At 70.4% G+C, this 19,472-nt stretch carries 18 protein-coding genes and 2 tRNA genes; 9 read left to right on the top strand and 11 right to left on the bottom strand.

The features are described from left to right. Nucleotides 1–141: 141 nt before the first annotated feature. Complete coding sequence (locus tag ACIQJT_RS08150; protein ID WP_402641338.1) at nucleotides 142–774, top strand: class F sortase; 633 nt, start codon at nucleotides 142–144, stop codon at nucleotides 772–774. A gap of 271 nt (nucleotides 775–1,045) precedes the next feature. Here ACIQJT_RS08150 and ACIQJT_RS08145 read toward each other — a convergent pair whose 3' ends face one another. Next, on the bottom strand, nucleotides 1,046–1,825 hold the full coding sequence (locus ACIQJT_RS08145; protein ID WP_402640933.1) for a GAF and ANTAR domain-containing protein: 780 nt from the start codon (nucleotides 1,823–1,825) through the stop codon (nucleotides 1,046–1,048). Between the two features lie 163 nt (nucleotides 1,826–1,988). On the opposite strand from ACIQJT_RS08145, the gene ACIQJT_RS08140 reads away from it, so the two are divergent. Continuing rightward, the gene (locus ACIQJT_RS08140) at nucleotides 1,989–3,029 is read left to right on the top strand and encodes a glycoside hydrolase family 6 protein (RefSeq protein WP_402640930.1); all 1,041 of its coding nucleotides are present in this window, start codon (nucleotides 1,989–1,991) and stop codon (nucleotides 3,027–3,029) included. Nucleotides 3,030–3,041: 12 nt separating this feature from the next. Here the strand turns inward: ACIQJT_RS08140 and ACIQJT_RS08135 are convergent, their stop codons facing one another. Beyond that, nucleotides 3,042–3,653, bottom strand: coding sequence for a TetR/AcrR family transcriptional regulator (locus ACIQJT_RS08135; RefSeq protein ID WP_365449865.1), 612 nt, complete (start codon nucleotides 3,651–3,653; stop codon nucleotides 3,042–3,044). Nucleotides 3,654–3,775: 122 nt separating this feature from the next. On the opposite strand from ACIQJT_RS08135, the gene ACIQJT_RS08130 reads away from it, so the two are divergent. Then, nucleotides 3,776–4,522 carry an SDR family NAD(P)-dependent oxidoreductase gene (locus tag ACIQJT_RS08130; RefSeq protein ID WP_402640926.1) on the top strand — a complete coding sequence of 249 codons (747 nt, stop codon included), beginning with the start codon at nucleotides 3,776–3,778 and terminating at the stop codon, nucleotides 4,520–4,522. A gap of 38 nt (nucleotides 4,523–4,560) precedes the next feature. After that, nucleotides 4,561–4,914 carry a nuclear transport factor 2 family protein gene (locus ACIQJT_RS08125; protein ID WP_402640923.1) on the top strand — a complete coding sequence of 118 codons (354 nt, stop codon included), beginning with the start codon at nucleotides 4,561–4,563 and terminating at the stop codon, nucleotides 4,912–4,914. Between the two features lie 91 nt (nucleotides 4,915–5,005). Here ACIQJT_RS08125 and ACIQJT_RS08120 read toward each other — a convergent pair whose 3' ends face one another. From ACIQJT_RS08120 to ACIQJT_RS08110, 3 genes are all read right to left on the bottom strand, one after another. Beyond that, nucleotides 5,006–6,943, bottom strand: a complete 1,938-nt coding sequence (locus ACIQJT_RS08120; RefSeq protein WP_365449869.1) for a kelch motif-containing protein — start codon at nucleotides 6,941–6,943, stop codon at nucleotides 5,006–5,008. Beyond that, nucleotides 6,940–8,970, bottom strand: a complete 2,031-nt coding sequence (locus ACIQJT_RS08115) for a glycosyltransferase family 2 protein (protein ID WP_365449871.1) — start codon at nucleotides 8,968–8,970, stop codon at nucleotides 6,940–6,942. The genes ACIQJT_RS08120 and ACIQJT_RS08115 overlap by 4 nt, the downstream gene beginning before the upstream one ends. 463 nt (nucleotides 8,971–9,433) lie before the next feature. Continuing rightward, nucleotides 9,434–9,507: transfer RNA gene (locus tag ACIQJT_RS08110), tRNA-Lys, on the bottom strand. Nucleotides 9,508–9,660: 153 nt separating this feature from the next. Here ACIQJT_RS08110 and ACIQJT_RS08105 point away from each other — a divergent pair. The 5 genes from ACIQJT_RS08105 to ACIQJT_RS08085 all read left to right on the top strand — a co-directional run bounded on the left by ACIQJT_RS08105 (nucleotide 9,661) and on the right by ACIQJT_RS08085 (nucleotide 15,095). Next, nucleotides 9,661–11,022, top strand: a complete 1,362-nt coding sequence (locus ACIQJT_RS08105; protein WP_365449873.1) for a peptidoglycan-binding protein — start codon at nucleotides 9,661–9,663, stop codon at nucleotides 11,020–11,022. A 39-nt stretch (nucleotides 11,023–11,061) separates the two neighbouring features. Then, on the top strand, nucleotides 11,062–12,171 hold the full coding sequence (locus ACIQJT_RS08100; RefSeq protein WP_402640918.1) for an SPFH domain-containing protein: 1,110 nt from the start codon (nucleotides 11,062–11,064) through the stop codon (nucleotides 12,169–12,171). 96 nt (nucleotides 12,172–12,267) lie between these two features. Continuing rightward, nucleotides 12,268–12,873: a lytic polysaccharide monooxygenase gene (locus ACIQJT_RS08095; RefSeq protein WP_365449877.1), complete on the top strand. Its 606-nt coding sequence runs from the start codon at nucleotides 12,268–12,270 to the stop codon at nucleotides 12,871–12,873. Between the two features lie 94 nt (nucleotides 12,874–12,967). Then, on the top strand, nucleotides 12,968–13,402 hold the full coding sequence (locus ACIQJT_RS08090) for a DUF3592 domain-containing protein (RefSeq protein WP_365449879.1): 435 nt from the start codon (nucleotides 12,968–12,970) through the stop codon (nucleotides 13,400–13,402). A gap of 40 nt (nucleotides 13,403–13,442) precedes the next feature. Beyond that, nucleotides 13,443–15,095, top strand: a complete 1,653-nt coding sequence (locus ACIQJT_RS08085) for a long-chain-fatty-acid--CoA ligase (protein ID WP_402640914.1) — start codon at nucleotides 13,443–13,445, stop codon at nucleotides 15,093–15,095. Between the two features lie 101 nt (nucleotides 15,096–15,196). On the opposite strand, the gene ACIQJT_RS08080 is transcribed toward ACIQJT_RS08085, so the two are convergent. The 6 genes from ACIQJT_RS08080 to ehuB all read right to left on the bottom strand — a co-directional run bounded on the left by ACIQJT_RS08080 (nucleotide 15,197) and on the right by ehuB (nucleotide 19,381). Continuing rightward, nucleotides 15,197–15,270, bottom strand: a tRNA-Lys gene (locus ACIQJT_RS08080). A gap of 96 nt (nucleotides 15,271–15,366) precedes the next feature. Beyond that, nucleotides 15,367–16,125 carry an IclR family transcriptional regulator C-terminal domain-containing protein gene (locus ACIQJT_RS08075; protein ID WP_365449883.1) on the bottom strand — a complete coding sequence of 253 codons (759 nt, stop codon included), beginning with the start codon at nucleotides 16,123–16,125 and terminating at the stop codon, nucleotides 15,367–15,369. A gap of 221 nt (nucleotides 16,126–16,346) precedes the next feature. After that, nucleotides 16,347–17,144 carry an ectoine/hydroxyectoine ABC transporter ATP-binding protein EhuA gene (gene ehuA, locus ACIQJT_RS08070; RefSeq protein ID WP_402640909.1) on the bottom strand — a complete coding sequence of 266 codons (798 nt, stop codon included), beginning with the start codon at nucleotides 17,142–17,144 and terminating at the stop codon, nucleotides 16,347–16,349. Further along, nucleotides 17,134–17,784, bottom strand: a complete 651-nt coding sequence (gene ehuD, locus ACIQJT_RS08065) for an ectoine/hydroxyectoine ABC transporter permease subunit EhuD (RefSeq protein WP_402640906.1) — start codon at nucleotides 17,782–17,784, stop codon at nucleotides 17,134–17,136. The genes ehuA and ehuD overlap by 11 nt, the downstream gene beginning before the upstream one ends. Further along, a complete protein-coding gene (gene ehuC, locus ACIQJT_RS08060; RefSeq protein WP_053851170.1) occupies nucleotides 17,784–18,479 on the bottom strand; it encodes an ectoine/hydroxyectoine ABC transporter permease subunit EhuC in 696 nt (231 codons plus the stop codon). Before ehuC ends, ehuD begins: the two co-directional genes overlap by 1 nt. After that, nucleotides 18,476–19,381: an ectoine/hydroxyectoine ABC transporter substrate-binding protein EhuB gene (ehuB, locus tag ACIQJT_RS08055; protein WP_402640902.1), complete on the bottom strand. Its 906-nt coding sequence runs from the start codon at nucleotides 19,379–19,381 to the stop codon at nucleotides 18,476–18,478. The genes ehuC and ehuB overlap by 4 nt, the downstream gene beginning before the upstream one ends. Nucleotides 19,382–19,472 lie beyond the last annotated feature (91 nt).

Below are 19,472 nucleotides of genomic sequence, written 5' to 3'. Positions count from 1 at the left end.
GGGGGGGGGGGGGGGGGGGGGGGGGGGGGGGGGCGCCCCCCCGGCCCGGGGGGGGGGCCCCCCCCCCGGGGCCCCCCCCCCCCCCCCCCCGGGGGGGGGGCCCCCCCCCCGCCCCCCCGCCGCTCCGGGACTGGACGGCTGCTGACCGGTGTGACCTGGGCGGTCCTGCTGCTCGGTCTGTGGCTGTGGGGCCGCGAGGTCACCGCCGTGCGGCACGGCCTGTCCGTGCCGGCCGCCGGTGACGTCGCCGCGGTCGGGCGCCCGCCGGGAACGGCCGAACTGCCGCCCGCCGTAAGGCCGTTGCCGGGAGCGGCGCGGCCGCAGCGCCTGGACGTCCCGGGGCTCGGGGTGCAGGCGCCGGTGGTGGCCCGCGGCCTGGACGCCCGGGGTGCCCTCGACCCGCCTCCCTTCGACCAGCCCGGTGTCGTCGGCTGGTACGCGGCCGGCGTCCAGCCCGGGGCCGCCGGGACCGCCCTGATGGTGGGGCACGTCGACACCGACACCCGGCCCGCCGTCTTCTTCCGGATCGGCTCGCTCAGGCCGGGCGAGACGGTCCGGGTGATCCGTGACGACGGCAGGGTCGCCGAGTTCACCGTCGACGACGTGCGGACCCTCACCCGCGAGGACTTCGACGCCCGTCTGGCCTACGGCCCCCGCGAGCCGGGCCGCGCCGAACTGCGCCTGGTCACCTGCGGCGGCACCTTCGACCGGGCGAGCCGCAGCTACACGGCCAACGTGATCGTCTCGGCGTATCTGACGGGCACGGGTCTGTAGGGCTCCCGTCCGGGGCACCACCTGGCCCGGTCGGCGACCCGCTCCCCCCGAAGCCGCCGACCGGGCCGGTCCTCGACCGCGCGCCCGGGCTGCGGGAGTAACCCGGCGACGGCGCGGGAGGCCTGGAGGCCCGGTGGGATGACTCGGCCAGGGGCTGGGGCCGTAACCTATGAGAAGACTCTAGAACGGATGAGCGCCCGGGCCTAGGGGCCGACTGACCTTCAGCCCTGGGCTCGTGGCTCTCCGTCACACTTCCTGGTGGGCCTGGGTGCTACGCGGGTCCGTCAGCGGTTCCGTCGATCTCCCGGCGCAGTTCGGCGTCGTCCGCGACGCCCTCGATGACCGCGCTCGCCACCTCGTCCAGGGGCTGCCGACGGCGCCGCGCGTACTGCCGCAGCGCCATGAACGCCTGATCGGCGTGGACGCTCCAGCGCTCGGCGAGCATCCCCTTGGCCTGCTCGATGCGGACCCTGCTGGACAGGGCTTCCTGCAACTGGCCGGACAGGGTGCGGTACTGGGCGTAGGTGTGACGGTTCTGCAGGCCGAGGGCGGCGGCGTCGGCGAGGGCCTGGGCGACCTGGAGTTCGGAGGTGACGTCGTCGGCCGGGGCGGGGTCGGGCAGCGTGGGCGCGAACACGTTGAGGGCGCCCAGCAGGTTCTCGCGGCGGCGCAGCGGGACCGCGAACGTGGTCACGATGTCGTGCCGGAGGGCCCGTTCGGTGAAGTCGGGCCAGCGGGCGTCCGCGTGGGCGACCCGTATGGAGACGGGCGGTACCGGCCGGCCCGAGCCGTAGCTGTCCAGACACGGCCCGCCGCCGTGCTGCGCCTCCAGCAGGTCCAGCGCCACCCGCTCGTGCCGGCTGCTGGCGGCCAGCAACACCGACCGGCCGCCGTCGATGAGCATCACCCCGGCCGCCCGCGCGCGCAGCAGTTCCACGCAGTGGTCGGAGACGCGTTGCAAGTACCGGGTCGCCTCGAAGCCGTCGACGAGGGTGTCCGCCGCCTCCACCAGTGCCGAGGCCAGCCGGATCTCCCTGGTGACGTACCGCATCGCTGAGCACTCCCCTTCATCGACGAGCGCCCCTGTACGGCGCGCACCTACTCCGACCTTCGGGGCTGTAACAGCTCCTGGACAAGGCCCGGGAGAGCTCGTGGGCGGCGCGACCGGTGTGTCACGATTGAGGCTTGCCACGGTGCACCCAGGGGGGAATCGGATGTACGTCAGCAGGGGGGCCAGGAGGGCGGCCCGCACACGGGCTTCGGCGGCGGTGCTGGGGGCGGCACTGCTGCTCGCCGCGTGCTCGACGCCGGACGATCCGAACAAGGGGGACGAAGACGGCAAGGCAGGTGCGGGGATCACCCAGCAGCCCAAGGAGGCCGACCCGTTCTGGGTCAACCCGGACGGCAACGCGGCCCGGCAGGTCGCCGCGTACCTGAAGAGCGGCAAGGGCGACGAGGCGGAGCAGATCCGCAAGATCGCCCAGCAGCCCACGGGCGAGTGGATCGGCCCGGAGAACCCGGAGCAGGAGGCGCGCGGCTTCACCGAGGCCGCCGACAAGGCCGGCCGTACGGCCCTGCTCGTCCTCTACAACATCCCGCACCGCGACTGCGGCCAGTACTCCCAGGGCGGCGCCGCCGACGGCAACGCCTACCGGACCTGGATCGACGGCGTGGCCGCGGGCATCGGCGACCGCTCCGCGACGGTGATCCTCGAACCGGACGCCGTCCTGCACCTGGTCGACGGCTGCACCAAGGACGAGTTCCACGAGGAGCGCTACGACCTGCTCACCGGTGCCGTCGAGAAGCTCAAGTCCCTGAAGAACACCAAGGTCTACCTGGACGCGGGCAACGCGGGCTGGGGCCACCCGGACCAGATCTTCGAGCCCCTCAAGTGGGCGGGCATCGCCAAGGCCGACGGCTTCTCGGTGAACGTCTCCAACTTCTACTCCACCGAGGACTCCATCGCCTACGGCAAGCAGCTCTCCGCCAAGGTCGGCGACAAGCACTTCGTCATCGACACCAGCCGCAACGGCAACGGCCCGTACAAGGACGGCGACGAGAACGAGCGCTGGTGCAACCCGCCGGGCCGGGCCCTGGGGGAGGCCCCGACCATCAAGACGGCGGACCCGTTGGTCGACGCCTACCTGTGGGTCAAGCGCCCGGGAGAGTCGGACGGCGAGTGCAAGGGCGGCCCGAAGGCGGGGGAGTGGTGGTCCGACTACGCCCTGGAACTGGCGCGGGGATCGAACACCTAGGCCCCGTCCGCGTCAGACGCTCACCTGTGCGTGCGGCCGGGGCACCGCCTGAAGGGCGATGTCGACGGTGGTGTGGAGGGCCGCACGGGTCGCGCCGGCGGCCGCGTGCACGGCGTTGCCTTCGCTGACGACCATGACATAGCGGGCGAGTGCGTGCGGGTCGGTCCCCGCGGGCAGGTCGCCCTCCTCGACGGCACGGGCCAGACGCCGCGCGAGGGCGCGCTCGCCGGCGAGGCGGCTGTCGGCCAGGAAGCGGGCGATGCGGCCGCTGTCGCCGCCCTCGGCCAGGCCGCCCTGCACGGACAGGCATCCGGAGGGGCGGTCGGGGCGGGTGAGCGCGTCGGCGTTGGCGCGGAGGAAGGATTCGATGACCGCGTAGCCGGTCGGCTCCGCGAGAGCCTCGCGGGCGTAGGCCATGTCGGCCTCGGCGTAGCGGGCGACGGCGCGGTGGAAGAGCTGTTCCTTGTTGCCGAACGCCGCGTACATGCTCGTGCGGTTGATGCCCATCGCCTCGGTGAGGTCGGTGAGGGACGCGCCGTCGTAGCCCTGGCGCCAGAAGACCTCCACCGCACGGTCCAGCGCGGCCTCCGCGTCGAAGCCCCGAGGTCTGCCGCGTACCGCCATGACGCCCTCCTGTGTCGGTCCCCGAAATTTTAACCGAGCGGTACGGAATAGCTGCCCTGCTGCCACGGTTCTCCCGGACGAACGACTTGAGTACCGAACGGTACGGAAATGGAGAACCCCTCATGGGTCAGCTCGACGGCAAGACCGCCCTCGTCACCGGTGCCACGTCCGGCATCGGCCTCGCCGCCGCACGACGGCTCGCGGCGGAAGGCGCCCATGTCTTCCTCACCGGCCGCAGGCAGCAGACGCTCGACGAGGCGGTGGCCGCCATCGGCGACAACGCCACGGGAGTACGAGCCGACGTCGCCGACCTCGGCGACCTCGACCGCCTCTTCGACCAGATCCAGCGGCACGGCAGCCTCGACATCGTCTTCGCCAACGCGGGCGGCGGAGAGTTCGCGGCCCTGCCCGACATCACCTGGGACCACTACGCCGACACCTTCAACACCAATGTCGCGGGCACCCTGTTCACCGTGCAGAAGGCGCTCCCGCTGCTCCGCCCGGGCGCGTCGGTCATCCTGACCAGCTCGAACATCGACACCAAGGGCGCCGCCTCCTTCAGCGTCTACGCCGCGACCAAGGCCGCGCTGCGCTCCCTGACCCGCAGCTGGGCCGCGGAACTCGTCACCCGCGGCATCCGCGTCAACAGCATCGCCCCCGGCCCGATCGAGACGCCCGGCCTCAGCGGCCTCGCGGGCACCCCCGAGGCTGCCGAACAACTGCTTGAGGGCCTGGCCGCCGGAGTCCCCATGCAGCGTCTCGGCCGTCCGGAGGAGATCGCCGAGACGGTCCTCTTCCTCGCCGGTGAAGCCAGCAGCTACATGACCGGTGCCGAGATATACGTCGACGGCGGCGCAAGCCAGATCTGACCCGCACCGCAGCCGCCCCGGACACCCCTGGAGGAACCATGCACAACGTGACCGACCTGCTCGCGGCCAACCTGCACGAAGTCTTCGGCAACCGCGACGCCGCGACCCGCCGCGCGGCCGTCGACCGCCTCTACACCGAGGACGTCGTCTTCACCGACCCCGAGGGCACCACCACCGGCCGCGACGCCCTCGCGGACAAGGCCGCCGCCCTTCTCGCCGACGCCCCCGCCGACTTCGAGTTCACCGAGGACGGCCGGCGCTACGCCGGCCCCCACACCGGAGCACTCGCCTGGGCCTTCGGTCCGCCCGGCAGGCCCGCCGTCCGCGGGATCGACGTCATCACCGTCCGCGACGGAAGGATCGCCGCCGTCACGACGATGTTCACCGCCTGACCACCGTCGACGTGCGGCTCGGCCTCATGAGCCCGACCAGCCACGAACGCTCCCGCACCCGAAGAGCACGGGTGCGGGAGCGTTCTCGGTCCTACGGCACCCGAACCCACTGTGCCTTCGACGGCGTCCCCTGGTCGTCGTCGACGAACAGCATGTACCACCCCGACTGCACCAGGTTCCTGTTCTCCGGCACCGTCACCTTCACCTTGTCCCCGGACACCGTGAACTTCAGCTCGACGGACCGCTGATCCACGTCGGTCACATGCGTCGACGCACTGGGCCGGATCAACCGCACCTTCTTGATCGCCGAAGCCTGCGGAGAGGTGAACGTCCCGGAAGCACCCCGGGCGATGGTCTGCGGCCCCCCGGACAGCGAAGGACGCGAGTCCCGGTACAGATAGGGCGGCGTGTAGATCTCGATCCGCTGCTCGAAGACACCCGGCTTGGTGTTCGCCTTGTCCCCGTACAGCGAGTCCGACCCGAAGAACATCACCCGCCCGTCCGGCAGCAGCAGCGACCCGGAGTGGTAGTTGCGCCCCACCAGCGGGTCGGCCACCGACTCGAAGGTGTTGGTGTCCGGGTGGTACAGCCGGGCCTGGAGGATGTTGGAGTCACCGCGCCCGCGGTAGTCCTCCGAACCTCCCGACACCAGCACCGAGTCGTCGGGAAGGATCGACGCCTGCGGGTACCGCGTCCCCTTCTCCAGGGTCGGCCCGTCCACGAACTTCGGGCTGTCCGCCTTCAGGTCCACGATCCGCGTCCGGTTGCTGGACCGCGCGGACTCGCCGACCCCGCCGCCCCCGATCACCATGTACTTCTCGTCCTGCGCCGGCGGCAGCAGCACGGTCCCGGAGGTCTCCATCTCGTCGGCGTCGCTGAGCCCCGGGATCTTCGTGAACTTGTTGCTCTCCACGTCCCAGACGCCCGGGTCGCGCCCCACGTCGTCCGGCCCGTACCCCGCGTTCGACCCCGAGTAGAAGACCTTGCCGTTCTGCATCAGGAACAGCGCCGGGTAGGTCGGGAACTGACGGACCTTCGAGAGGTACGTCCACTTCCTGGTCTTCGGGTCGAACACCTCGTTCTTGCCGGGGACGAGCTGCCCGATGTCGTCGAGCCCGGAGACGCTGAGGATCTTCCCGTCGCTCAGGGTGGTGAGCGTCGGGTACCAGCGGGCCTCCTTCATCGGGTCGACCTTGATGTACTTCTCGGCGACCGGGTCGAACTCGAAGGCGTCCCGGATTCCCTGGAAGTCCTTCTTGTCGAGCGCGAGCTTCTGCGCGATCCCGTAGGTGTTGCGCGCGTCCGTCCCGGTGAGCCCCTGGATCCGGTAGTTGTCCTGGGTGCCGGTCTCGTACTTACGGCCGCTCTTCTGCGCCTCGACGTAGATACGGCCGAGCCCGGGGTCGTTGCGCAGGAACTTCCCGGTCGCCTTGTCGAAGACCTTCGTAGCCCGCTCCACGACCACCGGGTCCTTGGACACGAAGGTCTTGCCGTTCTCCTTGCCGGTGAACTTGGTGCCCGCGGGCAGGGTGATCGGCCGGTCCGGGTTCTCGTTGTGCACGATCATCAGGCCACCGGCCTTGGTGACGTCACCCTTGAGCTTCTCGTACCGCTTGGTGCCGCCGGCGATCAGCAGGTTGCCGTTCGCGAGCTGGGTGTGCCCGGTGCAGAACAGGTCGCTGGGCGTCGGCACCTTCTTGACGGTGCCCTTGACCGGGTCCCAGATCCGGGTGTCGAACTTCTTCGCGTCGAAGTTGTCCTGGTTGTTGCCGGACCCCGCCACCAGCAGCACCTTCCCGGTGCGCAACAGCGCCGCGTGGATGGTGTTCTGCCGGTACTCCTCGGGGAAGTCGACGATCTCCCACTTGCCGTTCTCGGCTTTGTACTCGGGCTTGTCGATTTGGTACTGGTGGTATTTCTCCGTCCCGAAGCGGTACAGCCACGGGCCGTTCATCCCGGCCAGCGCGAGCACCACCGCCGTACCGATCGCGAGTCGACGGGCGCGGCGGCGGCCTGCACGGTCGTTCATTCCTTACGTCCCCCAAGTCCACCAAGGGCGATCTGCATGGTCTGGTCGTTGCCCCCCTCGTCCGCGGAGCCCCCGGGACGCGGCTCGGGGGCGGCGGCCCAGGTCGGCCTGTGGGCCGGGGCGTGCTGCGCCGGCGTGTGCTGGGCGGGCAGCGGCTGCGGCTGGTACTGCGGCGAGACCTGAGCCGGCACCTGCGCCGGAACGACCGGTGCCTGGGGTGCCTCAGCGGGCGCGGCGGGCTTCTTCCTCGCCTGGCGCAGCATGTGCCGCCAGGTGAAGATCGGGGTCGCGGTGATCAGCATGGCGAAGGTCGCCCAGATGATCATCGCGGGGTGCGAGTGGCCCAGCGCGACGCCGGCGCCGATCGAGCCGCCGAAGATGGCGATGAAGTACCAGTGGTAGCGGAAGGTGCCGAACCACCGGTCGGGGCTGGCCGAGTCGCCCTTGGGCGTCACCACGAACTTGCTCTTGCGCCGCAGCAGCGAGTCGACCAGCGCCTTTGCGTACAGCGGGGCGGACAGCGCCGACATCACCATGCCCGCGACACCGCCGGAGCCCTCGGGCTCGTGCGGGGAGACGTTGTGGCGGCGGTTCCAGATGTACAGGCCGATCTGGAGCGCGGAGGCGTTGCCGTAGAGCATCAGCCACACGGTCGGGTCGATGTTCACGCCCGAGGCGCCGAGGCCCAGGAACAGGGCGCAGCTCAGGGCCGCGAGGATCCAGTTGAGGGCGGACATCGGGTAGAAGATGATCATCATCGTGTAGTTGAAGAGCTTGCTCGGCGGCAGCGAGTACCAGCCCTTCCAGTACTGCTTGAGGATCGTCTCGTACGTCCCGCGCGACCAGCGCATCTGCTGGGTGAAGAAGTCCGTCCAGGCGCTGGGCCCCTCACCGACGGCGAGAACGTCCGGCGTGTAGACCGAGCGCCATTTCCGCCCCGTGGCCGGGTTCTTGTGGCGGTGGATCTCGAACCCGGTCGCCATGTCCTCGGTGATCGAGTCGTAGAGCCCGCCGATCTGCTTGAGCGCGCTGATCCGCACGGCGTTGGAGGTGCCCACGAACATCGGGGCGCCGTACTTGTTGCCGGCGCGCTGGATCAGGGCGTGGAAGAGGAACTGCTGGGACTCGGCGGCCTTGGTGACGAAGTTGTCGTAGTTGCCGTAGACCTGCGGGCCGATCACGAAGCCGACGTCCGGGTCGCGGAAGAAGCCGAGCATCCGCTCCAGGTAGTTGGGCAGCGGCACGTGGTCGGTGTCGACCGAGGCGAAGAAGTCGTACTGGTCGCCGTGCGCGTCCAGCCAGGCGTTGTAGTTGCCGTGCTTGGTCTTGGCTCGGTGCGGGCCCTTGGGCTGGTTCCACTTCTCGACGCCCTTGCGGGAGAAGTGGTGCACCCCGAGGCGGGCGCAGACCTCCTTGACCGCCGGGTCGTCGCCCTCGTCCAGGAGCCAGACGTGCATGAGGCCGCGGTGACGGATGCGCACCGCGGCTTCCAGGGTCTTCGTCACCATCTCCAGCGGCTCCTTGCCGGGCACGAAGGAGGTGAGGAAGGCCACTCTGGTGCCGGTCTCGGGCACCACCGGGACCGGGTCGCGGGCGACCAGGGTGGCGTGCGCGTTGGACAGGACGTTCATGCAGCGGAAGAACTCGATCAGACCGATCGAGACGAGCATCACGATGTCCAGGGCCGGCAGCCACGAGAAGGCCGGGTAGTCCCGTTCGGTCCAGTGCTCGGGCTGGAGCAGCCAGAACAGCAGGACCAGGGAGAGCACCGGGGCCGCGGCGAGCATCAGGGCGACTCTGATGCGGTGCGGTTCCTGCGAGATCAGCGAGCGGTACTGCACTTTGTAGGGCCGGCTCGGGTCGGGCTGTGTGAGGGGGCCGGCCAGTCTGCTGTAGTGCTCGTAGTCGTACTTCGGAAGCGTCTTCTTTATCCGGCGCAGTGTGCCGGTCCGATGCGAAGGCAGCCTGAGCTGTGTGGTGTCGGACGGGTCGAAGTTCTGCCGGGCGCCCGTCGGCGTCGACGTCATGAGTCATCCCCCCACACGCGGACGGGCCGCGTGTTGTCGTTTCCTTACGGCTGATCAGGTCCCCCTCGACCTTCACAGACGTATCAGTGGTGGGCCGCAGTCACCACAATCTTCACAGCATTAGACAGGTAACAGCGGCCTTCCGGTTGCAGACGCCCCCTCCGGCGTCGTCAGCGGCGGGGCCCCCTTTCCCCACAACACCGGCAACCGTCTCCTTGCCCCCCAACTGCCGCGTATACGCAGCATCTTGAAAACCAGGGTTCTACGGTGCTCATCATGATCGCAAGATGCGAAACGCGGTGTTTACCGGTCATACGCGTTCATTGTGGCTCCTGTGGGGGCCTTGTGGAGTCGTTGCGGACATCCGTACGTCCGCCACCCCGATCCGGTTCACGCCCCTCCCTGCCGAAAAGCCCCGTCATGCCGGAAGGCCCCTCGCTGGGCGAGGGGCCTTCCGTGTCGGTGCGCCGCCAGGGACTCGAACCCCGGACCCGCTGATTAAGAGTCAGCTGCTCTAACCAACTGAGCTAGCGGCGCCTGCTGACCTGCACAACTCTACCCGACGCGAGAGGGTGCTCCGGCTCGCCGTACATCATTCGGACCGTCAGCATGCGCGTCCGGACGACAGTTGAGAAACTGACGAATGTGCACAGTTGCGGACATTTCAACCTGGAGTGTGAGGGGCGTCGCATGGAGACTCCGGTGTTCGAGGAGATCGATCCCGCGAGCGACTGCGACTGCCCCGGATGCGTCCACTGGCGGCGCGTCCTGCCCCGCTCGACCGGCGGCCACCCCGCCGCCACCCGGGCCGTGATCCTCGCCGCCGCGGCCTCCACCGCCCTCGGCGCGGTCCACGCGGCCCCCGCCTTCGCCGCCCCGCACGCCCCGGCCCGTCCGGGCGGACCCGCGGTCGACGAACCCGACACCCCCCAGGGCCGCAAGGCCCCGCTGCACGGCCCCGGCGGCAGGCCGGCGGTCGTCAAGGCGCCGACCACCACCCGGGCCGACATCATCCGGCGGGCCAAGCAGTGGGTCGCCGCGAAGGTGCCGTACAGCATGTCCTCCTACTGGGGCGACGGCTACCGGCAGGACTGCTCGGGCTTCGTGTCCATGGCCTGGAACCTGCCGGGCAACGAGTGGACCGGCAGCCTCGGCCAGTACGGCATCAGGATCGCCAAGGACGACCTCCAGCCCGGCGACATCCTGCTCTTCCACAACCCGTCCAACCCCGAGCAGGGCTCCCACGTCGTCATCTTCGGCGGCTGGACGGACTACACGCACACCTACTACCTCGCCTACGAGGAGACCCGCCCGTACGCCCGCAAGCAGGCCACCCCGTACGCCTACTGGAGCAACTCGGACCGGTACGTGGCCTACCGGTACAAGGGGCTCGCGGGCCCCTCGGCGGAACCGGCCCCGTCCGCGCCCGCCACGCCCGAACCCGGCACGCCCGGACCGGCCACACCCGTGCCGGACAACGGCAAGCCGGAGGCGCCGGCCGCGACGCCGTTCCCGGGGCCCGCGTACTTCGGTCCCGGGGCCGACAACAAGTACGTCACCCAGCTCGGCCGCATGCTCGTGCGGCGCGGCGCCGGGCGCTACTACACCTCCGGTCCGGGACCCCGCTGGACGGACGCGGACCGCAGGGCCACCCAGGCGTTCCAGCGGGCGCAGGGCTGGCGCGGCGAGGACGCCGACGGGCTGCCGGGGGCACAGACCTGGACGCTGCTGGTGACCGGCAGGGGCAAGGACATCGGGGCGGCGGGCGCAGGGACCGGGGCGGCGGGTCCCTCGGCGCCCGCCTCGCACGGCGTGCCCGGCTACCCGGGGCGCGCGATGTTCCGGCCCGGCGCGAGCAACGAGTACGTCACCCGGCTCGGCAGACAGCTCGTGAAGAAAGGGTTCGGCAAGTACTACACGACCGGGCCGGGGCCGCGCTGGGGCGAGCCGGACCGGCGCGGTGTCGAGGCCTTCCAGCGCGCCCAGGGCTGGCGGGGCGGCGCGGCGGACGGCTATCCGGGGCCGGAGACCTGGCGGCGGCTCTTCTCGTAACCACTGTGGTGACATCTGGCGCGGAGGCTGGAGACACGCATGAGCACGACCACTTCACCCACACCGGAGTCCGAGGGCCACGCACGCCCCGCCCGGCTCATCCAGAACGAGGCGACCACCGAGATCCCGGTCCACCTGCTCTTCCGGGACGACCCGGACCCGGTGTCGGTGCCGCTGAAGCCCGCGGTGGTGGCCCGCCGGCAGGGCACCGGGGAACAGCCCCGGCTGCGCCGGCCCGACCAGGCCGTCCCGCGACCCACCCCCGACGTCGACCCCGAACTGGCCGAGCGCCCCGCGCGGGTGCTGCCGGGCTCGGTGGGCGTCCTCGCCGGCGCCTGCGGACTGGCCGGCTGCGCGATCACCTCGTGGTGGGCCGGGGTGCTGCCGCGGCTCGCCCTGGAGGCGCTCAGGGTCCCGGCGTTCGCGGGCGCGGCCCTGGGTCCGGCGCAGTGGGGGGCGTACGCCGGGGCCGGCGCCCTCGGGCTGTTCGGCTTCGGCGGACTGGCCCGCGGCCGCACCGGGCGGGCCTGGGTGCTCGGTCTGTTCGGCCGCTACCGGGGGACCGTCCGGCGCACCGGCCTGATGTGGGTCAACCCGCTGCTGCTGCGCCGCCGGGTCGACGTACGGCTGCGGCATTGGCGCGGCGAGCCGATGCCGGCCGCCGACGCGAGCGGGGTCGCGCTGCGGGTGGTCGTCCTCGTGGTGTGGCGGGTGCGGGACACCGCGCGGGCCACGCTCGGCGTCGACGACCACGAGACGTATCTGCGCGAGTGCGTCGAGGCCGCGCTCGCCCGGGTCCCGGTGGAGGTGCCGGGTTCCGGCCGGGGCTCGGCCGACGCGGCGGGGGAGGCGCTGACCCGGCTGGTGGCCGCGGAGACCGCGCCCGTCGGCGTCGAGGTGTTCTCGGTGCAGCCGCTGCGCGTGGAGTACGCCCCCGAGGTCGCCGCCGCGATGCACCGGCGCCGGATCGCCGCGCTGGACGCCCAGCAGCGGGCCACCGTGCTGACCTCGGTGGTGGACTCGGTGGAGGACACGGTGACCCGGCTGACCATGCGAGGCCTGGTGGAGCTGGACGACTACGAACGCAAGGCGCTGGTGAAGGACTTGACGGTGGCGTTCTGCGCGGGGCGTGGAGAACAAGGGCCGTAGTTGGTATGGACATGTTCAACGCTCAGTAATATTCTGGGACTTGGTCTAGACCTGCAAGCTCACTGAACTTCCCCCACGTTCTCCAGGAGCGGCAGCATGCGCAAAAAGACCAAGTGGTACGCCGCGGTGATGGGCCTCGCCACCACCGGAGCCCTCGTGCTCTCGTCCGGCGGCGCCAGCGGCCACGGCTACACCGACCTCCCCATCAGCAGGCAGAAGCTCTGCCAGAACGGCACGGTGGCGAACTGCGGCTCGATCCAGTGGGAGCCGCAGAGCGTCGAGGGCCCGAAGGGCTTCCCGGCCGGCGGGCCCGCCGACGGGCAGATATGCAACGCCGGCCTGAGCCAGTTCAGCCAGCTCAGCGCCCCGAGGACACCGTCGGGCTCCGCATGGCCGGCGACGAAGGTGACGGGCGGGCAGAGCTACACGTTCCGCTGGCAGTTCACCGCCATGCACGCGACGACCGACTTCAAGTACTACGTCACCAAGCCGGGCTGGAACCAGAACCACAACCTGGCCCGCTCCGACCTCAACCTCACCCCGTTCCTGACCGTCCCCTACAACGGCCAGCGACCCCCCTCCACCCTCTCGCACAGCGGCACCCTGCCGTCCGGGCTCAGCGGACGGCACGTGATCGTCGCGGTGTGGACGATCGCCGACACGGCGAACGCGTTCTACGCCTGCTCGGACGTCACGTTCTGAGCATCGCTTGAGACAGTCCAGGCTTCCCCCGGGGTAGGTTCCCCCACACGATCACGCGATCACGTGATCGGTGCCTGACCTCGGGGGATCTGTCATGAGCGCCTTCTTCTACGTCATTCCGGTCCTGATCATGGCCGTGGCCCTGTCCGGCGCGTACCTCATGGTGCGGCGCTGGCTGCGGATGCGCCGCGCCTTCAGGAGCGGGCTCACCGCCGAGGCCCGGTGCCTGCGGGTCTACGCCGTGGCGCACGGTGGCGGCGACAGCCGGGTGCGCACGAGTCTGCGCCATGTGTACGAGTTCAGGGCCCGCGACGGCCGGGTCGTCCGCTTCGAGGAGGAGGGCGGTCCGGGCACCGTGCTCGAGGGCGACGTCGTCACGGTGCACTACGCCGAGGGCCCGCGCATCGTGGCCACGGCCCGCCCCGGCAGCGGCGGTCACGGCTGCGCCGCCGGTGCGGTGGTGGCCTTCGTCGGGGTGGTCGTCCTGATCTGCGCCGTCTCCATGGCCGCCTTCGCCACGATGTCCTAGACCTCCACATCTGACGGGCCGTCAACTACCGTACGCCCCCATGGACTCCAGGAGGCGTACGGTCGCGGAGCTCGTCGGCGCGCGGTGGGGCGACCACCGGCCCGGACTGTGGTTCGAGGGGCGGGAGTTCACCCACCACGAGGTGGCGGCGGGCGCCGCGGCCCGGGCGGCGCTCCTCGCCGACCTGCTGCCGGGCGCCGGCGCCCACGTCGGGGTGCTGCTCGACAACACCCCCGAGTACCCGCTGTGGTTGGGCGCCGCCGCCCTCGCCCGTACCGCCGTCGTCGGGGTCAACCCCACCCGCCGGGGACCCGAACTGGCCCGCGACATCCTGCACACCGAGTGCCGCCTGCTGATCACCGAGGCCTCCCACCTGCCGTTGCTGCGGGGCCTGGAGCTGCCCGGCGTCCGCCTGCTGGTGACCGGCACCGAGGAGTACGACACCCTGCTCGCGCCCTATGCCGGCGCCGAACCGGACGCCTCCCGGGCCGTTCCCGAGGACCGGCTGCTCCTCTGCTTCACCTCCGGCTCGACCGGCGCCCCCAAGGCCGCACTCTGCTCGCAGGGCCGGCTCGCGGCCGCCGGGCGCTCCCTGGCCGACCAGTTCCGGCTCGGGCCGGACGGGGTGCACTACGTCTGCATGCCGATGTTCCACGGCAACGCGGTGATCGCCGACTGGGCGCCCGCGCTGGCGACCGGGGCCGGGGTCGCCCTCAGGCGGCGGTTCTCGGCCTCGGGGTTCCTGGCGGACGTGCGCGCGTACGGGGCGACGTACTTCACCTATGTCGGCCGGGCCGTCCAGTACGTCCTCGCCACCGAGCCCCGCGAGGACGACCGGGACAACCCGCTGCGGCTCGGCTTCGGCACCGAGGCGGGGGCCGAGGACGCGGCGGCCTTCGAGCGGCGGTTCGGGGTGCGGCTGGTCGAGGGGTACGGGTCCTCCGAGGGCGGCGCGGCGATCCAGTGGACGCCGGGGACTCCGCGGGGCGCGGTCGGGCGGGCGGGGCCCGGGCTCGTCGTACTCGACCAGGAGACGGGCGAGGAGTGTCCGCCCGCACGCCTCGACGCGGCCGGGCGGCTGTTGAACGGGGACGAGGCGATAGGCGAGCTGGTGAACACCGGCCCGAACCCCTTCGAGGGCTACTGGCGCAACCCCGGGGCGGAGGCCGAGCGCCGCCGGGGAGGTTGGTACTGGACCGGTGACCTCTTCTACCGCGACCGCGACGACTACCTGTACTTCGCCGGCCGCACCGACGACCGGATCCGCGTCGACGGCGAGAACCTGGCCGCCGCGATGATCGAGAACATCCTCGCGCGCTACGAGGGGGCGGCGGCCGTCGCCGTGTACGCGGTGCCGGATCCGGTGACCGGGGACCAGGTGATGGCGACGATCGCCGGGACCTTCGACCCGGTGGCCTTCGCGGACTTCCTCGCGGCCCAGCCCGACCTCGGCACGAAGATGCCGCCCCGGTTCGTGCGGGTGGTCGAGCGGATGCCGGTCACCGCGACGAACAAGATCCAGCGGGCCCGGCTCAGGAAGGAGGGCCTGCGCTGCACGGACCCGGTGTGGTGGCGGCCACCGGGCGAGAAGACGTACCGGAGACTGGCCCCGGAGAACGCCGAAGGGCCCCTCGCTCCCACGAGAGGCCCTTCACCGGTGCGCCGCCAGGGACTCGAACCCCGGACCCGCTGATGCTGCATCTCCTGGGGGGTAACCCCCAGACCCCCAGCCGACCTGTCGGGACCCGGAGAACGCCGAAGGGCCCCTCGCTCCCACGAGAGGCCCTTCACCGGTGCGCCGCCAGGGACTCGAACCCCGGACCCGCTGATTAAGAGTCAGCTGCTCTAACCAACTGAGCTAGCGGCGCATGACTCTCGCCCTCCGCCTTCGGCGGCTGGCGACAGAGAAAATACTACCCGGTCGGAAGGGGTGCTTCTGACCACCGTGAGCCGGACCCGCGCCCCTAGATCGCCAGTGACAGGAGAACCGGGGCCGCACTCCGGTTCAGGCGGTCCGTCGCCTGGCGGAGACGGTGGGCCTGCTCGACCGGCAAGGACAGCGCGAGGCAGCCCACGGAGGACCCCGCGGTGATCGGGACCGCCGCGCACACCGTGCCCACCGCGTACTCCTGGAGGTCGAGGTGGGGAACCGTCGGCGGCTGTGCCTCCAGGCGGGAGAGCAGCAGCTTGTCGTTGGTGATGGTGCGCGAGGTGAGCCGGGTCATGCGGTGCCGGGAGAGATGGTCGCGGCGGCCGTTGTGGTCGAGCTGGCTGAGCAGGCTCTTGCCCAGCGCCGTCGCGTGCGCGGAGGAGCGGAAGTCCACCCACTCGTTGACCGCCGGGGTCGCGGGACCGTCGGCGTACTGGTCGATGGTGACCTCGCCGTCGACGTAGCGGCTGATGTAGACCGCCGCGCCGATCGAGTCACGCAGTTCGTCGAGGGTGCGCTGGAGCTTGTCGCGCAGGGCCTCGTCACGGTCGTGCGAGGAGGTCAGCCTGGTCAGGGCGTCCCCCGTCACATACGCGCCGTCGGCCACCTGCTCGACGTACCCCTCGCGGCGCAGCATCCTCAGGAGCGCGGTCAGTCGCTCCGGGCCGAGGCCGGTGGTACGGGCGAGTTCGACGTCGGTGACTCCGGCGGTGTGCCGTGCCACGGTCTCCAGGACGCGCAGTGCGTCCTGGGCCGAGTGGTACGGCGCGGTCGGCTCGTGCTTCAGCGCCACGGTGTTCCCCCTGCGCTCGCTCGGTCGCACTACTACTGGGCCGTAATCCAGACAGCGATCCCTTCCACGATAACCGGCAAAAGGCTTGTAGTGAGCGGCTGTTGACGAGATTCCGTCCCCGGGCCGGGCCCTCTCAGCAGGGGCGCTGACACGCTGGCACATGCCAGAGACATGACCCGGCTCCGGGACCTCGGAGATTGAACTCTGTTCACTTCTCGCGGTCAGAGAACCGCGCTCAGAAATTCCCGGGTGCGGTCCTGCGCCGGGTCGCTGAAGATCTTCTCCGGCGGGCCCGACTCGATGATGCGACCCGAGTCGAACATCAGGACCTGGTCGGAGATGTCCCGGGCGAAGTTCATCTCGTGGGTCACGCAGAGCATCGTGATGTCGGTGGTGCGGGCGATGTCCCGCAGCACGTCGAGGACGCCCGCGACCAGCTCCGGGTCGAGCGCCGAGGTCACCTCGTCCAGCAGCAGCACCCGCGGCCGCATCGCCAGGGCCCGCGCGATCGCCACCCGCTGCTGCTGACCGCCGGACAGCTGCGTCGGCCGGGCGCCCGCCTTGTCGGCGAGCCCCACCAGGTCGAGCAGCTCACGCGCGCGTGCCTCCGCCTCGTCCTTGGACATGCCGAGCACGGTGACGGGCGCCTCGGTGATGTTGCGCAGCACCGTCATGTTCGGGAACAGGTTGAACTGCTGGAAGACCATCCCGATCTTCTTGCGCACCTCGCGCAGCTGCTTCTCCGGCGCCGGGAACAGCTTCTCGCCGTCGACGGTGACCGTGCCCTCGTCGGGCTTGGTCAGCGTCATCAGCATCCGCAGGATCGTGGTCTTGCCGGACCCGGAGGGACCGATCAGTGTCACGTGCTTGCCGGAGTCGACCGAGAAGTTCAGCCGGTCCAGGACCGTGTTGGACCCGAAGCGCTTGGTCACGTCCTCGAAGCGGATCAGCTCGCTGCCGTCGACCGGCGGGTTGGTGTTCGCGTCGGGTTCTTTCGTCAGCGGGGTGTCAGCGGACAAGACGTCGCTCCAGGGATCGCAGGAGAAGGGAGGCCAGGTAGGAGATGACGATGAAGGCCACGCCGATCACGGTCAGCGGCTCGGTGAACTGGAAGTGCTCCTGCGCGAACAGCCGCGCCTCACCGAGCATCTCCAGGACCGTGATGACCATCAGCATCGGCGTGTCCTTGAGCATCGAGATCACGTAGTTGCCGAGGGCGGGCACGACCCGGCGGATCGCCTGCGGCAGGATCACCACCTGCCAGGTCCGCACCCGCGGCAGGTTCAGCGCCGTCGCCGCCTCCCACTGGCCGGCCGGCACCGCCTCGATACCGGCCCGGTAGACCTGCATCGTGTACGTCGAGTAGTGCAGCCCGATCCCGATGACACCGGTGGTCAGGGCCGAGAGGGTCACGCCCCACTCGGGCAGCACGTAGAAGAGGAAGAACAGCTGGACCAGCAGCGGGGTGTTGCGCACGAACTCCGTGACCACGCCGACCGGCCAGCGCACCAGCCGGGAGGGCGCGCGCATCAGCAGCGCCCACACCAGGCCCAGCGCGAAGGAGATCAGCGAGCCGAGCGCGAGGGCCTGAAGGGTGACCAGCAGACCGTCCCAGAACTGCGGCATGAAGTCGCCTACGGCACTCCAGTCCCACTCCATCAGACACCACCTCCGACCGGCTCGGGCACCTTCACCTCACGGGTGGGCGCCTTGCCGACCCCCGCCTTGAGCTTCTTCTCCAGGCCCCGCATCAGCCGGGTGAGCAGGAAGGCGATCACGAAGTAGATGAGCAGCAGATACGTGTAGATCCCGGCGCTCTCCTGGAGCGCGAGCCGCACCAGGTTGCCGCTGAAGGCGAGGTCGCCCATGCCCATCACGGACACCAGCGCGGTGCCCTTGAGCAGTTCGACCAGCAGGTTGGAGAACGGCGGGATCATCTCCGGCACCGCCTGCGGCAGCAGGATCAGCCGGAGCCGCTGCCAGGGCGTGAAGCTCAGCGCGATCCCGCCCTCCTGCTGGGCCGGGTCGACCGCCTTGAGCGCCCCGCGCACGATCTCGGAGCCGTACGCCCCGTAGGTCAGCCCGAGCGCGAGCGTGCCCGCCCACATCGGCACCAGCTGCCAGCCGAAGGCCGGGGGCAGCACGAAGAACACCCAGAAGATCATCACCAGCGCGGAGGTGCCGCGGAACACCTCGGTGTAGAAGCCCGCGAGGAAGCGGACGATCCACAGCCGATGGGTGCGGGCGACGCCGACCACGAAGGACACCGCGGCGGCGAGCAGCGCGCTGAACACGAGGAGCTGGACGGTGGTCCAGACCCCTCTGAGCACCAGTTCCCAGAGTCCGGAAGTCATCCGCCGCACAGCTCCTTCGCGGTCAGGTCCGTCATCTCGGCCTTTGTGAACCCGAAGGGCTTGAGGATCCGGAGCAGCTCCCCGCTCTTCTTCAGCTTCCGCAGCTCGGCGTTGAAGGCGTCCCGCAGGTTCGTCTCGGTGCGGCGGAACGCGAAGGCGCCGCCGTCGGTGTGCGGCTTGCCGCCCACGATCGGGGTGAAGGCCTTGGTCGCCTCCGCCTTGGCCGATTTCTTCACCACCTCGCGGGTGGTGAGCGCGGTCCCGGCGAACACGTCGACGCGTCCGGCCTCCACCGCGTTCAGTCCGGCGACCTGGTCGGGGACGATCAGGATGTCGCTCTCCTTGTAACCGGCCTCGACGGCGTACCCGATCTCCGCATAGCCGGTACCGGTGGCGAACTTCGCCTTCTTCTCGACGACGTCCTTGTAGTTGTGAAGACCTTTTGGATTTCCCTTGCGGACGATGAAGGAATCGAGCATCTGATAGTCGGGATCGGCGAAGATCACCTGTTCGCAGCGTTCCGGGGTGACGTACATCCCGGCCGCCACGACATCGAACTGCTGAGAATTCAGTCCGGGAATGAGCGACCCGAACTCGGTGGGCACGGGCTGCACCCGGTCCACCCCGAGCCGCTTGAATACGACCCTCGCGAGTTCCGGTGCCTCGCCGGTCAGGTCGCCGTTCTTGTCGATGTATCCGAAGGGGATCTCGCCGGCGATTCCCAGCCGTACGACGCCCGCCGCTCTGAGCCGGTCGAGCAGTTCACCGCCTCCTGCGGTGGAGGCGGTGGCCACGCGTGAGCAGCCGGCGGTGCCCAGTGCGCCGAGCGCCGCCACCCCCGCGAGCAGCGATCGGCGGGTGGTTCCGGATATGTGTTCGCCGTGTTCCAGTGGTGGAGCCATGGCGGCGCGGCTACCCGACCGGATGCGACTTATGCGGATCGATTTGGGCCCTGTTTTTCCACCGGGGGTCCTCTTGACCGGCGCGGGACCA

Source organism: Streptomyces sp. NPDC091972, assembly GCF_044756385.1.
Taxonomy (GTDB): Bacteria; Actinomycetota; Actinomycetes; order Streptomycetales; family Streptomycetaceae; genus Streptomyces.
This window is presented reverse-complemented; position numbering and strand designations above follow the sequence as displayed.

Bases quoted from the DNA above. Each gene is read 5' to 3' on its own strand.
- ACIQJT_RS08115 (WP_365449871.1), bottom strand. From the start codon at position 8,970: ATGACGTCGACGCCGACGGGCGCCCGGCAGAACTTCGACCCGTCCGAC.
- ACIQJT_RS08130 (WP_402640926.1), top strand. From the start codon at position 3,776: ATGGGTCAGCTCGACGGCAAGACCGCCCTCGTCACCGGTGCCACGTCC.
- ACIQJT_RS08090 (WP_365449879.1), top strand. From the start codon at position 12,968: ATGAGCGCCTTCTTCTACGTCATTCCGGTCCTGATCATGGCCGTGGCC.
- ACIQJT_RS08120 (WP_365449869.1), bottom strand. From the start codon at position 6,943: ATGAACGACCGTGCAGGCCGCCGCCGCGCCCGTCGACTCGCGATCGGT.
- ACIQJT_RS08105 (WP_365449873.1), top strand. From the start codon at position 9,661: ATGGAGACTCCGGTGTTCGAGGAGATCGATCCCGCGAGCGACTGCGAC.
- ACIQJT_RS08085 (WP_402640914.1), top strand. From the start codon at position 13,443: ATGGACTCCAGGAGGCGTACGGTCGCGGAGCTCGTCGGCGCGCGGTGG.
- ACIQJT_RS08095 (WP_365449877.1), top strand. From the start codon at position 12,268: ATGCGCAAAAAGACCAAGTGGTACGCCGCGGTGATGGGCCTCGCCACC.
- ACIQJT_RS08135 (WP_365449865.1), bottom strand. From the start codon at position 3,653: ATGGCGGTACGCGGCAGACCTCGGGGCTTCGACGCGGAGGCCGCGCTG.
- ehuD (WP_402640906.1), bottom strand. From the start codon at position 17,784: ATGGAGTGGGACTGGAGTGCCGTAGGCGACTTCATGCCGCAGTTCTGG.
- ehuC (WP_053851170.1), bottom strand. From the start codon at position 18,479: ATGACTTCCGGACTCTGGGAACTGGTGCTCAGAGGGGTCTGGACCACC.
- ehuB (WP_402640902.1), bottom strand. From the start codon at position 19,381: ATGGCTCCACCACTGGAACACGGCGAACACATATCCGGAACCACCCGC.
- ACIQJT_RS08140 (WP_402640930.1), top strand. From the start codon at position 1,989: ATGTACGTCAGCAGGGGGGCCAGGAGGGCGGCCCGCACACGGGCTTCG.
- ACIQJT_RS08100 (WP_402640918.1), top strand. From the start codon at position 11,062: ATGAGCACGACCACTTCACCCACACCGGAGTCCGAGGGCCACGCACGC.
- ACIQJT_RS08145 (WP_402640933.1), bottom strand. From the start codon at position 1,825: ATGCGGTACGTCACCAGGGAGATCCGGCTGGCCTCGGCACTGGTGGAG.
- ACIQJT_RS08125 (WP_402640923.1), top strand. From the start codon at position 4,561: ATGCACAACGTGACCGACCTGCTCGCGGCCAACCTGCACGAAGTCTTC.